The following is a 14,591-nucleotide window of genomic DNA, read 5'->3' as shown; positions in this document are numbered from 1 at the left end:
TATACAGAGAATAAAATTACGTAAATGCTCATGATGAAAAAAATAATGGTCAAAAAATTGTTTATTTTATAAAAACATGGAATCATTAAATCCTTATTAGAATCAATATAAAATTGATTTTTATTTAAGACAAAATGGATTTATTTAAGATTTAATTAGATTTTATACACTTTTTATTATTGATAAATTTTACCGAAAGGTAGTTTAGATTTTTTAAATATTTAGTGGTCTTTTCATATTTAATACAGAACTTTTTAATTACTTTTGATAAAAGCTAACCCAAACTGACTGGTATGAAAACTCACAAAATATCAGGCGTATTTAAACAAATCCGCTGGAAAGAGATTCTCGCTGTTGTCGTACTTCTTCTGGCTTTCGTTTTTTTCAGAAGTGAAAGGCACGAACTTGCCTCAATTGGCCCGCAGCTGAAAAACTCTGATCCAACCTGGATTCTCGCAGGAATATTTTTATCTCTGATCTATATTTTTCTTCAGGGATTAATGTATGTGACGAGTTTCAGGAGCGTTGATCTCGATATCCGGATTTCTGATGCGATTGGTTTATTCCTGAAACGTAATTTCCTGAGTGTTTTTCTTCCTGCCGGCGGTGTCAGTTCACTCGCTTATCTTCCCAGAAATATAAGAATTCTCGGATACAAATCTTCTAAAGTTCACCAGGCCAGTGCCATCTATGGCTTTGTAGGTCTTCTGACGGTAGTCATTGTGGGGATACCTCTACTCTTTTATGCGTTCTCAATTCACAAAAACTTTGGTAACAGCTGGGTTGGGATCATCATCTTAGTAAGTATTCTTCTTTTAGCATATGGTGCATTTGTTTCATTTAGAAAAAAAAACCGTTTGTATCGTTTTGCTGAAAAAAGATTTCCTAAAGTCATCAGTTCATCTGAAGAAATTTTCAGCAGTGACGTTGATAAGAGAAATTTCTGGTATACCGTTGCGGTATCGGTTATCATAGAATTTTGCGGAGTCTTTCACCTTTTGATTGCCATGTATGCATTCGGGGTAAAAGATTCTTTTTCTGCGGCTGCAATTTCATATGTAATTTCTGTATTACTAATGATTGTATCTCCTTTTCTACGAGGATTGGGTGCTGTGGAATTTTCACTTACCTATATCCTTTCCGTTTTCGGGTATCAGCATGCAGAAGGATTGGGGATCACGCTTCTTTACCGGTTTTTTGAATTCTGGCTTCCACTTGTTTTTGGAATAGCAGCATTTCTATGGGGTGGCAGAAAGTTGTTTGCCCGACTTTTGCCTGTTATCATGATCTTTCTGCTGGGCGTGATTAATATTCTCTCTGTCATCACGCCCGCATTGGCCAACCGATTAAATCTTGTGAAAAATTATTTATCATTAGATTTTATTCATCTTTCAAAAATGCTTACACTGATGGCAGGAGTTTTATTATTGGTGACTTCCGCCAATCTTTTTAAGGGGACAAAAAGAGCTTGGTACTTTGCGGTGATTCTTTCCATTACTTCAATTGTTTTCAATATCGCCAAAGCATTGGATTATGAGGAAGCATTGTTTGCACTTTTTACGCTCGGATTGCTGATATACAGCAGAAAAGAATACACTTTCACAACAAACAGACTTTCACTTCAGCGTGGGTTCGGATGGTTTGCAGGTATTTTTGTGGCCATCTTCATTTTTAATTATCTGGCATTTTATTTTATCAGTAAAACACATTTCGGAATAGATTTTACAAAAGAACAATCTCTATATTATACCTTACACACTTTCCTTTTATTTAAAGATTCCGGGCTGATTCCCAAAACGGGTTTTGCAAAAGATTTTCAGCAGCTTAATTATATTCTGGGCGTTATTTCCTGGCTGGTTCTCATTTTTTCATTTTACAGAACAAATACTTATAAGAAACAATATGATGCACAAAATCATACTGATGCAGAAAATCTGGTAAAAGAGTACGGAATTTCTTCTTTAGATTATTTTAAACTGACCTGGGATAAACAGTTTTTTTTCACGGAAATGAGGGAGGGCTTTTTGTCTTACCGAACGGCCAACGGATTTGCAGTAGTGCTGGAAGATCCTGTTTGTGCAGAGAATAATAAAACGAATCTTATTCTGGAGTTTGAACATTACTGCAGTAATCACGGCCTCAAAACCTCTTATTATCGTGTCGGAGAAAGCAGCTTAATCTATTTTGATCCGCTTCATAAGCAAAAACTCTTTATCGGCCAGGATGCTATTCTGGATGCTGAAAATTTCAGCCTTACGGGAAAAGAAAGAAAGTCTTTAAGAAACGGAATAAATGCGCTTCAGAAATCAGGATATTCAACAGAAATCAAATATGCTCCACAGGAAGAAAAAACATTGGATCAGGTAGAACATGTTTCTACGGAATGGCTGAAAGAGTTCGACAAAAAAGAAATTGTCTTTGCCGAAGGAATGTTTGAGCGTGAAGTCATCAGAAATCAGGACCTGATAACGATTTCCGATCCGGAAGGGAATTGTGTTGCCTTTCTTAATATTATTCCGTTCTGTGCACCGGATGAGTGCAGTTATGACATGCTCAGAAAAACTGAGAATGCGCCTAATGGATGCACGGATGCCCTGATCATAAAACTCGTTGAATATTCTAAAAGTAAAAATTTGAAGTTTATCAATATGGGAATGACCCCTATGGCCGGAATGGAAGAACCTAACAACACCGCTGAAGAAATATTAAAATTTGCTTATCACAGAGTGGGAAGCTTTAAACATTATCAAACTTTGAGAAATTTTAAGGAAAAATATGCCGACCTGTGGGAAAACAAATATCTGGTATATGATAATGATTTAGATTTACTCCAGCTACCTGCCGTTTTAAATAAAATAATGAAACCGTGAAACAAATTTCTAAATTAATCGTCAGCATTATCTGTTTATCAATAAGCCTGGCCACATTAGGATGCAGCTCTGAAAGTGATTTTAAAATTACTCAATGGAATAATCATTCTGATAAACCTATTATTTTTTATATCAGCGGAGATGCCGGCTTTAATACCTTCTCAAAGAATTTTGGAGAAAATCTGCATCATTTCGGTTACGATGTTTTTGCTTTAAATACGAAAACGTACTTCTGGAATAAAAAAACGCCGCAACAGACTTCTTCTGATATTGAGAAATACATCAACGAACAGCTGAAAGGAAGAAAAAACCAGCATGTTATAATTGTGGGATTTTCGTTTGGAGCTGATGTAACCCCGTTTGTGTACAACAGATTTTCTGACGATTTAAAGAATAAAGTTCAGAAAATTTTTATCATTGGTCCTTCAAAAAGTAATGATTTCAAAATACATCTTGAGGAATATTTCGGGCAGGAACCGAAAGGAAGCTTACCTGTAATTCCTGAGATTAACAAAATAACGCAAGTACCGGTAATGGTCGTTCTAAGCGATTTTGAATATGCTCATTTTCCTTATCAAAAAATCACCCTTAAAAATAATTATCAGATGAAACATATCCCCGGAGATCACCATTATGGCGGGAATACCAAAATGCTGGCGGATTTTATTAATACTAATCTGAAATAAACTGTTGAGCAATAACAATTATTGCAGGCTATTTTTCGGCTGATACAAATGAAAAGTTAAGTGCTTTATTCAATAAATCTGAATCAGCACTTAACCAAAAATATTAATATATGATAGATTTTCTATGCGTACATTTTGGATTCAATAGGCAGGCATAGAAGATTTTTCTTGACTAACAAGAATAGATCATCAAAGAAAAAATTGATGGAAATATCATTGATTTCTGTAAGGACATTTCCTTCTTCATCTGTACAGTAAAGCATGAAAGTACTGCCTTCTACTCTTTTAAGATGCCAATACTGAAATTCACAGTATAGGCTTGATTGCTCATTTAAGATGATTTCCAATAGCCACTTACAGTCTTCTTCATTGGATATATCGAAAATTCCTTTTGATAACTTATAACCTTCCTTGTAATCGTAAAGGTCTTCAACTGCTTTATACGCATCGTAAAGGGTATTTGCAGAGTTTCTTTTTTTGTTACGTCTAATAATACTCATGAGATTAGTTTATAAAGGTTTTTAATTCATTTCTGTTCTTATATCACTATTTGGATTAGGTTCTGTACCCATCTCATTTTTAATATGCTTCATAAATTCATTATATTCACTCGGCAGCAAGAGATAATTACCTATCTTCCAGATAATGATTTCATTAAATAAAAAGTCAGGAGAAACAAAAGGCTTATCAAAAATTATATCACCTTGGCTGTTTTAACATTGCAGCACATATTCTAAACCTTCCTTTCTTTGCAGGGTCCAGAATTCAAAAAGCTCTGTTTCTGATGTTTTAGACTGAAAACAAATAATCTGTAATAGCCATGAACAATTTTCTTCAATAGAAATTTTAAAAAGTCCTTCTGAAAGAAAAAACCCTGAATAAAACTCAACAAAATCTTTAGGCTGTATAAAATGACGATAATAGTCATTTGCCGATTGCATATAATTTTTCATTTATACTAATATTCTATAATTTTGTTTTATATTTGCAAATATAGACTAAATTCCGACTATATAAAAATAATTATGGACAAAATTCAGACTACAAAGGAAAGAATTTTAATTTTTCTAGAAAAAAACGGCATTAAGAAAGAATCTTTTTACCGAGAAACCGGAATATCCGCATCAAATTTTAAAGGTGTTGGTTTGAAAAGTGACCTTGGGGTAGACAAACTTGCCAGGATTCTAAAAGTATATCCTGAACTAAATGATAATGTTGTTTGGCTAATCACTGGTGAAGGAGAATTGTCGACGGAAGTAGACAACAACAAAAAAGACCATCAAAATGATGATCTTTATACTAGTGATATTAATGATAAAATTGGAGATTTGCTTGCTAACCTTTTTGCCCAATATAATACTCAGGACAAAAGTCTGATGTTTTTGCAAAGTCAAATCACTAAACTTGAAAAGCAATACAGTAAAGCTATTTCAGAACAAAACAAAATGCTCAATGAAATCCTTTCAGAAATGAAAGCAACTAAGTAAATCAGTTTTTATTAATTATAATCTTTTCCGAACCATAGATAAAACTTTTGGTTGGAACAGACATAACCAAATACCCGAGCTCGTTAGTGAACACTTCCAGATCTTCCAGGGTTTTGATAAATCCGTTGTTAATTTCTTTCTTTACCAGATTCATTTTTTGAATATACTCCTCTTCAGATATTACCGCATTGTCGTAATCTTCCCATAGTTTATCCGAAAGAGCAACAAGAATCTTTAATCTATCTCTATGACTACTCATGTTTACCTAATCGTTTAAATAATATGGAAGAAAATCTTTCTAATGTACTGTTGTTAAATTTATCCAGAAGATAAATTTTTCTGTAGTACCTGTCCAGCATAAATACCAAGACAATAATCACGAGAAGCAGACTTACAATGGCAAGGTCTGCAATAGCGGAAATTTTGTTTTGATTGAAAAAAACAAATTTCACGTAAGTACTCAGGTGAAAATATCCGGATATTAATGCGGCATAAAATGTAAATCTGTTAGCTCTGAACAATCCGCCCAACGCCAACAGTATCATGCAAACCGGTATCGACAAAAAATAGATCGCGGAATCTAAATCAAGGCTTCTTACACCGGCGTTATTATCAAGCTGCACAGTAACGTCCATAAAATAACCTACTATATTGTTTAGAAATGGCAATATAGCAGATACAATGACAAAAACAGACGCTGTTATCTCAATAATGAGCTTACTTAGGCCTGTCCGGTTTTGTCGGATCAATTGTTTCTCCTGAATTGTTCCCTCCTTGTTCTGTGGGAAGTTCGGTTGAGATTCCTTGTGTTGCATTAATAATTTCCTTGGTTTTAGTTGAATCCACTACTACTTTGGCTGTTGTTCCGTCATCCTCTTTGTTTAATTTTCCGAAAACTTTGGAACTTTTAGTTTGTTCAGGTAGGGAATCTGTTTCTTCATTCCTATCCGAACAAGCTGCTAAAAGTGATAATAATAAGACTCCGGATAATAATAGTTTTATGCTCATAATAAAAAAAATTTATATCTAATTAGATAAGTTTTAGTTTTTAAATTTTAGAATAGTAAAAATAAAATAATTACTTCTTATTTCCTATACTAAAAAGACATAAAAAATACTTTTCTGGACTTTTATATCACCTTTTATTGAATTCAAATTTACTAAAATAAATTCAGATTTTAGAAAAAATAAAGAATAAAAAATAGATTTTATTATACATTAATCAAAATTTTGAAAAAAAATAATTCAAATATTTGAGAAGTATTTTTAATAACATAAAATGAAATAAATTACATAAATAATTGATTTTCAATATATTAAATAATATAATTTTAATTAATTCTCAAATAACTGCAATAGACTTAAAATCAAATAACTCCACTTTTATATAATGATAATATAAAATGAAAATTTTAAATAAAAATATTTTGTTATACATCAATTTAGACAATGAAAAGATAAAATTTAAAGAAATAATTACGTTTTGAAAGAAAAAAAAATTTTAAAAAATTTAAAAAAGTGGTATATAAATTCAATTTTAAATAAGAATAAAAGTAAAATATACCATAATACAGATGATTTATGATGTAAAAAAATCTTACTTCTCACTAATTTTGTATTCTTAATCACAATGATATGGAAAAACATACCAAAATAAAAACAATACTTGTTGCTGTAGATTTTACAGAAAAAACAGATAGCGCCACAACGCTCGCTGCTCACATGGCCAGAAGACATAATGCACGCGTCATTCTGTTCCATAACCTAATGAACTTCTATATTATTGACAGAACAGGGAGGCAGTTGGTAGGAGAAGACACCGTAAGTAAACATTATAAAGAAGCAGAAAACACTCTTGAACTCATGAGAGAGCATCTGCAAAAAATGTACAGTGACATTACCTTTCATAAAATCATAGGCAACGATCATATTGTAAACAGCATTAACAAAATTATTGATTCTGAATCCGTCGACATCGTCATTACCGGAACAGCCGGAAAACAGGGACTTCGTGAATTTATTTTAGGTTCATCCTCCTACCAGATACTCACGGGAATTAAATGTTCCGTCCTCATGATGCCGGAAGATTCTTATCAATATAAGTTTGAAAAAATCTTAGTCCCCATAAGAGTTCTCGAAAAGCTTGATGAAAAACTTGAAATTTCTAAGCTTATTGCCGAAAAAAATAACGGATTTATAGGTTTACTTGGGATTTCAGGAGATGAGCATTTCCGTGATATCCGAAAAGCTTTTATAAAAATAAGAGAGTCTTTAAAGGGAGATGAGCAAGAACATTACGCATCTTTCGTTGTGAGCAATGACAAAGCAGTGGAAATCTCAAAAGCTTCCAAAGATGCCGAATTTGACCTCATTATTCTGAATTATCAGGATGAAGAAGGCTGGAAATCATTTTTTTCAGAGAATTTTTTTAAACAGATTATTAATAATACGTCCGTCCCTTTATTATTTTTTAAGGATGGCGAAGCAATAAATCCAGGTCCCGAGCCAACAGGCTATGATATTACCCTACCCTTTCCTGGATAATAACAAACAGATGACAACACTAGAAATATACAAACCACAACAATTAAATGAAACAACTGATATTAATAAAATTTCCGGATTTCTTTTTGAACATCTTGAACAATATGGAGATTCACAGGCAGATATTACAAAGGCAATACATTATGCTTTAGGCAAAGAAAATAAGCCTGGCGGCCTCATTATAATGGCTAAAGATCAATCGACAGAACAACTGAAGGGAGTTTGCGTAGTCAATAAAACAGGAATGAGCGGATATATTCCGGAAAACATTCTTGTTTATATTGCCACAGATAAACAGACCAGAGGCCAGGGAATCGGAAAAAGAATACTCGAAAAAGTAATAGAAAACACAGAAGGAGATATCGCACTCCACTGTGAAAACGAAAATCCCGCCCGACATCTTTATGAAAAATTGGGATTCAAAACCAAATATCTCGAAATGCGATTAAAAAAATAACATGTCTTATATAACTTTAAATACCCAAAAACTAACTCATAACTATAATTTTTTAAATCATCTTTTTAATAGACACGAAATAGAATGGGCAGTCGTTGCCAAACTCCTCTGCGGAAATGAAACATTTTTAAAAAATCTGTTATCCGTGGTTGATAAGGATATCTGCGATTCCCGTCTCAGCAATCTTAAAAAAATCAAAGAACTTTCACCGGAAACCAAAACGGTTTATATAAAACCTCCTGCAAAACGTCTAGCGGCAAGCATTGTAAAATATGCTGATGTAAGTTTTAATTCTCAGCTTGAAACGATAAAAGCTTTATCAGAAGAAGCTTTTAAGCAGCAAAAAATTCACCGTATTGTCATTATGATAGAAATGGGTGAACTTCGTGAAGGGATCATGGCTGATTCTCTGATTGATTTTTATGCTGAAGTCATAAAACTCCCCAATATTGAAGTTTCCGGAATCGGAACCAATCTGAAATGTCTCAACGGAATTCTGCCGGACCGAGGGAAGCTCAATACTCTCCTGAAGTACAGACGGGATGCTGAACGCCATTTTCAAAAGAAAATTCCTTATATCAGCGCCGGATCTTCGGTGACAATTCCATTGCTGAAAGACGGTAATGTTCCTGAGGGAATCAATCATTTCCGGATCGGCGAAAGTCTTTTTTTCGGAACCGATGTTTTTAACGATACTTTCATTAACGGGATGCATCGTGATGTCTTTAAATTAACTGCTGAAGTCATTGAAGTGATAGAGAAGCCCATGATTCCTACCGGAAAAGTCGGCAAAAATCTTACGGGAGACAGTCCGGAGTATAACCAGAAAGACAAAGACAAAACTTCTCTCAGAGCTATAGTAGATCTTGGTGTGCTAGATATTGACATAAAACAAGTCTACCCTATTGATGAAGATTTTGAAGTTATCGGAGCAAGTTCAGATATGATGATTTTAAATATCATCGACGAAAAAAAACTTGTAAAAGTGGGTGACGAAATTGACTTTGGTGTAAGCTACCTCGCTGTTCTGCGAGCGATGAATTCGGATTATGTTGACAAAAAGGTCGTAAATACTCAGAAAATAAAGAAAATACACGAAAAGTCAGAAAATTAATTCTAAGCAATACCTCAAAACCGCAAACAGTTTGCGGTATTTTTTTTATATTTAATGGATCACAGAAGCTTAATATTTTGAAAAAAGACATTAAAATGCTGCAATTGCATCATCTGGAAAAAGTTCATCCTTTGAAAAATGACCTACTGATTTTGCCTATTACTGAGTTCTTTAGCAGATTCGATCTGCAGAAGCACTGGCGAAACCGTTTTTATGCCATTTTTCTTTTTAAAACAGGATCGGGATCATTGGTTATCGATGATCAGCTGTATGAACTGGGAAAAGACCGTTTATTTTTTTTAAACTATAATCAGGTATTTTATTTTAATCCGCTATCAGAACCTGAAGGTTATGCTGTTTTGTTTACCAAATCTTTCTACAATCATGTATACACCGGAAATAAGCTTATCCGAAGTGATACGGCACTGGCAGAAATGCCTCAGCATATTGAACTCAGCACTTCATCTAAACATGAATTCTGGCAAAATTTATATAACATCAAAAAGGAATATTCGAAAAACAGGATGTTTAACAGGGAAATCATCTGTATGCAGCTTAAAATATTCATATTGAGAGTCATAAGAGCTTCAAAACTGATCAAAGAACATCATCTGCCTGCTGATCACAAAAGAGAAGTTGTAGAAAAATTTTCGGAACTTGTGAATCAATTTTATAAAGAGTACAAAACGACAGCACCATATGCTGCAAAGCTTAATCTTACTCCTAATTATTTAAATACACTTGTCAAAGAACAGCTGGCTTTAAGCGCAGGAAGATTCATAAAAAACAGGGTAATATTAGAAGCTGAAAGACTTCTTCTGCATACAACATTATCTGTAACAGAAATTTCATATGAACTTGGATTTAGTGATAATTCACATTTCGGGAAGTATTTCAAGGCTGCTCACAATAGGTCTCCCAACAGCTACAGAACACAAAAAAGCCTTTAAGGTTATCAGTTTTATCTCACAATCGATATCATAAAGCATTATTTTTGAACAGTTTTTAATATACACTAGATACCACATTATCTACATTTTATCTGATGTTTTAGTACTTTAGCAAAAAAAATACACCCGGTGCCTTATACCATTAAAACCACAAAAGAGGGGCTAATCTACATTAAAGCCTCAAATATCATCAAAATCAGTAAACCAAATTCTATTGATGGTGCAAAGGTTTTAGGATATCCTTTAATTATTAACGCTAATCAGATAACTTTCCTGAGTTTTGATACAGAAAATAAAGTCACCTACTTTATGATGAATGGGTTTCAAATATCTATGAAAGTCCTTTTTGAGGATGCTGAAGAAGCATTACAAATTGCCAGATCCAACATTGAAAAAATTATAGCTTAATAATAATCGATTATTGCTTAAACATTCAATAAATCTATTCATAGTACCAATTTTATACATTTCAGCCTTATATCTACTTAAATTTATAATTAATAAAGTGACGGCATAACCTTTGAATAAAGATAAAAAGTTATCTGTACAGTAAATCAACGGATTGTATTCACTTTATATTTATGAAGAAAATTTTATCTGCATTTGTAGTCACAACCTCAGCATTAGTAGCGGTCATTTATCTTTCGGGATATAATTTTATATTTAAAGCTTTTGCATTGAATATAAAAAAGGGACCTGTGACACCTTCAAGCGATGATGTGGATAAATTTTCATCACGTAGCATTGCTAACTCAAATCCTGAACTATGGAAAAAAGCGCCGGATTATAATTCAATTGAACTTTCCGAAGCAATTTTAAAAGAATTAAAAAAAACACGTGCATCGTCTCTTGTTGTTATTCGTGATCAGAAGATTTTTTATGAAGAATATTGGAAAAATCATAATTCTTCTTCATTAATGAATTCTTTTTCAATGGCAAAAGGTGTTCTTTCCATATTGGTAGGATGCGCTATTGATGATGGTTATTTGCAATCTGAAAACCAGCTTTTGTCGTCAATTTTTCCTAAATATAAAAAAAGTCGATATGGAAAGCACCTCACTCTTTATCATCTGATGACGATGCAGGCGGGATTGGATTGGAAAGAAGAATATCACCACCCTTTCTCGGAAAATTCAAAACAATATTTCGTTGATGATCTTGCAAAACAGGCTTTTGAAATTGAATGTAAAGAAATGCCCGGTCAAAATTACGAATATCAAAGTGTTGCGGCTCAGCTTTTAGGATTGGCGTTAAGAAAAGCCACACAAAAAGATCTTGCCACCTACCTTTCAGAAAAAATATGGAAGCCCCTTGGCATGGAATCTCCTGCAAAATGGAGTATCGATAAAAAAGGGGTTGAAAAAGCTTTCTGTTGTATTCATGCAACTCCACGTGATTTTGCAAAATTGGGGCAGCTTATTATGCAAAACGGGGAATGGAAAGGAAAACAGCTGATCAGCCGGGATTACTGCGAAAGAATGCTGGCCCCCACAAAAATAAACGATGCATTCTGCTTTACGATATGGGCAGATGATGAAAGTCAACTGAAATACCGTTTTTTCTACGGATTTTTAGGGCAGTTTATCATTATGATTCCGGAAAAGAAAATGGTGATCGTAAAAACCGGTTTTTACAACAGACTTGATGTAGACGAGAAGAAAAGACCTCTGCAGGTAAAACTTTTTGCAGAAGAATTTGCTAAAATCATATAATGTATTTCACAAAAAATCAGTTAATTTCTTATTGCCAATAGATACCACACTTAGCAGTATACCCAGGTACTGGCATACGCTTTGAAGATACATCATGACTGCAATCATAAACCGGTTCAAAACATTTATAATTACCGGCCTGATGGTGCAATGAAATCACTGCAAACAGAAGTATAGATATGGAAAAAATCGACAGTATCGGAATTGTTGGAGGCGGACCTGCAGCATTATTTGTTGTAAAACATTTAATCTCCGAAAATATATATCCTAATACATTGTATATCTTTGAAAAAGGGACAAGACTTGGAGCGGGAATGCCTTACAGCCGTGAAGGCGCTGATGTTGAACATGTAGCTAATGTTTCAGCTAACGAGCTTCCTGAATTGCCAGAGAATTTTTCATCTTTTATCAAAAGAAAACCCTACCCTAATCATCCTGATTTTTCCGATTATCACAATATCAATGAGTATAAGGTAATTCCACGGCTTATATTAGGCGATTATCTTGAGGAACAATTTAAACTACTTCTGAAAAGTGCCGGCAAAATGGGTGTTCATGTAAAAATACACACAGAAACAACAGTTACGGACATTCGCAAAAAAGGTGACTTTTTTGAAATAATTACTGACAAGAATGAAATTTACGACTGTTCTGCAACAATAATATGTACAGGTCATCACTGGCCTAAAAAAAATGAAGGATCTATAAACGGCTGGTATGATTCTCCTTACCCCCCTTCCAAATTCTCCGGTCCTACAAATTACCCGATTGCCATACGCGGAACTTCTCTCACTGCAGTTGACGCTATCAAAACACTGGCAAGACTTAATGGAAAATTCAGTGAAAAAGATGATGAAACTGTTTATACTTTAAATGAAGAAAGCAGGAATTTTTCACTTACTTTATTTTCAAAAAGAGGTTATCTGCCTGCATTACGTTTTCATTCGGAAGGAAGTGCTTTTTCAGAGGGATGGATCATGTCGCAGGAAGAAATTTACGACTATAAAAAAAACAACGGCGGTTTTGTAGATCTGGATTATGTATTTGAACGTAATTTTAAACAGCCGCTACGTAAGAAAAATGAAAAATTTTATAACGAAATCAAAGATCTAAGTATTGAAGATTTTGTAAAAAAAATGCTTAGTATACGTGAAGAACTCGATAGTTTTGAACTTTTTAAAGCTGAATATTATGAAGCCCAGAAATCAATAGAAAGACATCAGACGATTGCCTGGAAAGAAACACTTTCAGCATTCAGCTATGCTATAAATTATCCTGCCAAACATTTTTCTGCTGAAGATATGCTCAGAATGCGGAAAACATTACTCCCATTAATTTCTGTGATTATTGCTTCCCTGCCCCAATCTTCATACAAAGAAATCATTGCACTGTATAATAAGGGATTGATCAGCCTCGTAAGTGTAAGCGATGACAGCTCTGTAGAGCCAAGTGATGAAGGCATTGTGTATCATTACACTGACTCTCATACAGGTGATCAAAAATCTGATCACTACAAAATGTACATTGACGCTATTGGCCAGCAGCCGGTCAATTTCAATGATATTCCTTTCAGAAGCCTACGTGAAGAAGGTTTCATCAGTTCAGGTTATTTAAAATTTAAAGATAGTCATATCGGGCAGGTTCAGTTTGAGGAAGACAGCAGAAAAATTCTCAGAATGGACGATGAAAATTATTATCTCCGTGTTGACGGATTAAATATTAATGATTACTTTCAGGCACTCGATTATTACGGAAAAGCCACGGAAAATCTTTTTATCATGTCTGTTCCATTTATTGCAGGGCTAAACCCCGATTATTCCGGTCTGGATTTTTGCGATACTGCCGGAAAAAGAGTGGCTATATCTTTAAAACCGGATGTAATTGCTGATAAAGTAGTTTCGTAATCGTAAGATCTAAATAGGATTTAAAGTGTTTGTTATCATTAAAATCATTCATTTAATGATATATGAATTGTTGATATGAGATCATTTGATTATTGTTTGTAGTGACATCATATAATCAGTTGAAAATCTGAATGCACTGCTACCTAACGTTATCGAGGAGAAAGAAGTTCATCATTATCGTTAATGCACAAAAATTGAGCGGTAAAAAATAAAACCTTTGTCATTTAGGAGATCATTAAAATATCACTTTTATTGATAAAGCTTCAACGTAATAATAAAATGAATTAATTTAAATTTTACAGATGAATACAACCACAAATACGATTATAAAAGGAATTGCTGTAGGATTGTTGGCTTCATTAATTAAATCACTGGTAGAGCCACCCCTGCAAAAGTTGGGAGAAAAACAATTTCCACCAAAACCGGATGAACTGAAATTACGTGGTGCAGATGTAACCCGCCAGCCGGAAAATATGCCGCCGGCAATTTTAGCCAAAGAGATGTATACTTCCATTACCGGAAAAGAACTTTCTTATCATGACACCTTAAAATCTATGAAATCCATCCACTACACATTGGGAATATTGATTGGTGTGAGTTATGTGATGCTGGCCAATAATAATAAACGTTTTACAATAGGTGAAGGCATAGGAGCAGGTATTACGGTATGGGCATTGACACATGGTTCTATTGTTCCTACCCTGAAACTGCAGGGAAAAGTCTCTGAGATGCCGACATCATGGTGGGTATGGGAATTTGGTTCCCATATTATTTTTGGCGTAAGCATGGAACAGACAAGAAAATGCCTAAATATGCTTTTTTAATTTCTAAACTTAATAATTTAATTTAAACAACAAATCATATATT

16 protein-coding genes are annotated in these 14,591 nt (G+C 33.9%); 11 read left to right on the top strand and 5 right to left on the bottom strand.

What is annotated here, in order from left to right; translation table 11 throughout:
* Positions 1–293 precede the first annotated feature (293 nt).
* On the top strand, positions 294–2,870 hold the full coding sequence (locus BMW64_RS04870) for a phosphatidylglycerol lysyltransferase domain-containing protein (RefSeq protein WP_089998849.1): 2,577 nt from the start codon (positions 294–296) through the stop codon (positions 2,868–2,870).
* Positions 2,867–3,556, top strand: coding sequence for an AcvB/VirJ family lysyl-phosphatidylglycerol hydrolase (locus BMW64_RS04865; RefSeq protein ID WP_089998846.1), 690 nt, complete (start codon positions 2,867–2,869; stop codon positions 3,554–3,556). The genes BMW64_RS04870 and BMW64_RS04865 overlap by 4 nt, the downstream gene beginning before the upstream one ends.
* 122 nt (positions 3,557–3,678) lie before the next feature.
* Here BMW64_RS04865 and BMW64_RS04860 read toward each other — a convergent pair whose 3' ends face one another.
* Positions 3,679–4,056 (bottom strand): DUF6876 family protein, encoded by a 378-nt coding sequence (locus BMW64_RS04860; RefSeq protein ID WP_089998844.1) that lies wholly within the window; start codon positions 4,054–4,056, stop codon positions 3,679–3,681.
* A 213-nt stretch (positions 4,057–4,269) separates the two neighbouring features.
* A complete protein-coding gene (locus tag BMW64_RS04855) occupies positions 4,270–4,509 on the bottom strand; it encodes a DUF6876 family protein (RefSeq protein ID WP_089998843.1) in 240 nt (79 codons plus the stop codon).
* A gap of 72 nt (positions 4,510–4,581) precedes the next feature.
* Here BMW64_RS04855 and BMW64_RS04850 point away from each other — a divergent pair, with 72 nt between their 5' ends.
* Positions 4,582–5,043 carry a hypothetical protein gene (locus tag BMW64_RS04850; RefSeq protein WP_089998842.1) on the top strand — a complete coding sequence of 154 codons (462 nt, stop codon included), beginning with the start codon at positions 4,582–4,584 and terminating at the stop codon, positions 5,041–5,043.
* 1 nt (position 5,044) lies between these two features.
* Here BMW64_RS04850 and BMW64_RS04845 read toward each other — a convergent pair whose 3' ends face one another.
* The 3 genes from BMW64_RS04845 to BMW64_RS04835 form a co-directional block, all read right to left on the bottom strand.
* Positions 5,045–5,302 (bottom strand): hypothetical protein, encoded by a 258-nt coding sequence (locus BMW64_RS04845; protein ID WP_089998840.1) that lies wholly within the window; start codon positions 5,300–5,302, stop codon positions 5,045–5,047.
* The gene (locus BMW64_RS04840) at positions 5,295–5,678 is read right to left on the bottom strand and encodes a hypothetical protein (RefSeq protein WP_089998838.1); all 384 of its coding nucleotides are present in this window, start codon (positions 5,676–5,678) and stop codon (positions 5,295–5,297) included. The genes BMW64_RS04845 and BMW64_RS04840 overlap by 8 nt, the downstream gene beginning before the upstream one ends.
* A gap of 82 nt (positions 5,679–5,760) precedes the next feature.
* Complete coding sequence (locus tag BMW64_RS04835) at positions 5,761–6,051, bottom strand: hypothetical protein (protein ID WP_089998836.1); 291 nt, start codon at positions 6,049–6,051, stop codon at positions 5,761–5,763.
* Between the two features lie 627 nt (positions 6,052–6,678).
* Here BMW64_RS04835 and BMW64_RS04830 point away from each other — a divergent pair.
* The 8 genes from BMW64_RS04830 to BMW64_RS04795 all read left to right on the top strand — a co-directional run bounded on the left by BMW64_RS04830 (position 6,679) and on the right by BMW64_RS04795 (position 14,548).
* Positions 6,679–7,587: a universal stress protein gene (locus BMW64_RS04830; protein WP_089998835.1), complete on the top strand. Its 909-nt coding sequence runs from the start codon at positions 6,679–6,681 to the stop codon at positions 7,585–7,587.
* A gap of 10 nt (positions 7,588–7,597) precedes the next feature.
* Positions 7,598–8,044: a GNAT family N-acetyltransferase gene (locus BMW64_RS04825; RefSeq protein ID WP_089998833.1), complete on the top strand. Its 447-nt coding sequence runs from the start codon at positions 7,598–7,600 to the stop codon at positions 8,042–8,044.
* Position 8,045: 1 nt separating this feature from the next.
* Positions 8,046–9,158, top strand: coding sequence for an alanine racemase (locus BMW64_RS04820; protein WP_089998832.1), 1,113 nt, complete (start codon positions 8,046–8,048; stop codon positions 9,156–9,158).
* A gap of 77 nt (positions 9,159–9,235) precedes the next feature.
* Positions 9,236–10,108: a helix-turn-helix domain-containing protein gene (locus tag BMW64_RS04815; RefSeq protein ID WP_143052642.1), complete on the top strand. Its 873-nt coding sequence runs from the start codon at positions 9,236–9,238 to the stop codon at positions 10,106–10,108.
* Between the two features lie 129 nt (positions 10,109–10,237).
* Complete coding sequence (locus tag BMW64_RS04810; RefSeq protein WP_089998829.1) at positions 10,238–10,516, top strand: hypothetical protein; 279 nt, start codon at positions 10,238–10,240, stop codon at positions 10,514–10,516.
* A 173-nt stretch (positions 10,517–10,689) separates the two neighbouring features.
* Positions 10,690–11,820 (top strand): serine hydrolase domain-containing protein, encoded by a 1,131-nt coding sequence (locus BMW64_RS04805; RefSeq protein WP_089998828.1) that lies wholly within the window; start codon positions 10,690–10,692, stop codon positions 11,818–11,820.
* 179 nt (positions 11,821–11,999) lie between these two features.
* The gene (locus BMW64_RS04800; protein ID WP_089998827.1) at positions 12,000–13,724 is read left to right on the top strand and encodes an FAD/NAD(P)-binding protein; all 1,725 of its coding nucleotides are present in this window, start codon (positions 12,000–12,002) and stop codon (positions 13,722–13,724) included.
* Between the two features lie 302 nt (positions 13,725–14,026).
* The gene (locus BMW64_RS04795) at positions 14,027–14,548 is read left to right on the top strand and encodes a DUF1440 domain-containing protein (protein ID WP_089998825.1); all 522 of its coding nucleotides are present in this window, start codon (positions 14,027–14,029) and stop codon (positions 14,546–14,548) included.
* Positions 14,549–14,591: the final 43 nt, after the last annotated feature.

Origin of the sequence: Chryseobacterium taichungense, from assembly GCF_900109935.1 — a bacterium.
GTDB classification, from domain to species: domain Bacteria; phylum Bacteroidota; class Bacteroidia; order Flavobacteriales; family Weeksellaceae; genus Chryseobacterium; species Chryseobacterium taichungense.
Note: the sequence above shows the minus strand (reverse complement) of the source record. Positions and strands in the feature narration are given on the sequence as shown.

Coding starts and splice junctions, on each gene's coding strand:
- BMW64_RS04870 (WP_089998849.1), top strand. CDS start 294: ATGAAAACTCACAAAATATCAGGCGTATTTAAACAAATCCGCTGGAAA.
- BMW64_RS04860 (WP_089998844.1), bottom strand. CDS start 4,056: ATGAGTATTATTAGACGTAACAAAAAAAGAAACTCTGCAAATACCCTT.
- BMW64_RS04855 (WP_089998843.1), bottom strand. CDS start 4,509: ATGAAAAATTATATGCAATCGGCAAATGACTATTATCGTCATTTTATA.
- BMW64_RS04850 (WP_089998842.1), top strand. CDS start 4,582: ATGGACAAAATTCAGACTACAAAGGAAAGAATTTTAATTTTTCTAGAA.
- BMW64_RS04845 (WP_089998840.1), bottom strand. CDS start 5,302: ATGAGTAGTCATAGAGATAGATTAAAGATTCTTGTTGCTCTTTCGGAT.
- BMW64_RS04840 (WP_089998838.1), bottom strand. CDS start 5,678: ATGGACGTTACTGTGCAGCTTGATAATAACGCCGGTGTAAGAAGCCTT.
- BMW64_RS04835 (WP_089998836.1), bottom strand. CDS start 6,051: ATGAGCATAAAACTATTATTATCCGGAGTCTTATTATTATCACTTTTA.
- BMW64_RS04830 (WP_089998835.1), top strand. CDS start 6,679: ATGGAAAAACATACCAAAATAAAAACAATACTTGTTGCTGTAGATTTT.
- BMW64_RS04825 (WP_089998833.1), top strand. CDS start 7,598: ATGACAACACTAGAAATATACAAACCACAACAATTAAATGAAACAACT.
- BMW64_RS04820 (WP_089998832.1), top strand. CDS start 8,046: ATGTCTTATATAACTTTAAATACCCAAAAACTAACTCATAACTATAAT.
- BMW64_RS04805 (WP_089998828.1), top strand. CDS start 10,690: ATGAAGAAAATTTTATCTGCATTTGTAGTCACAACCTCAGCATTAGTA.
- BMW64_RS04800 (WP_089998827.1), top strand. CDS start 12,000: ATGGAAAAAATCGACAGTATCGGAATTGTTGGAGGCGGACCTGCAGCA.
- BMW64_RS04795 (WP_089998825.1), top strand. CDS start 14,027: ATGAATACAACCACAAATACGATTATAAAAGGAATTGCTGTAGGATTG.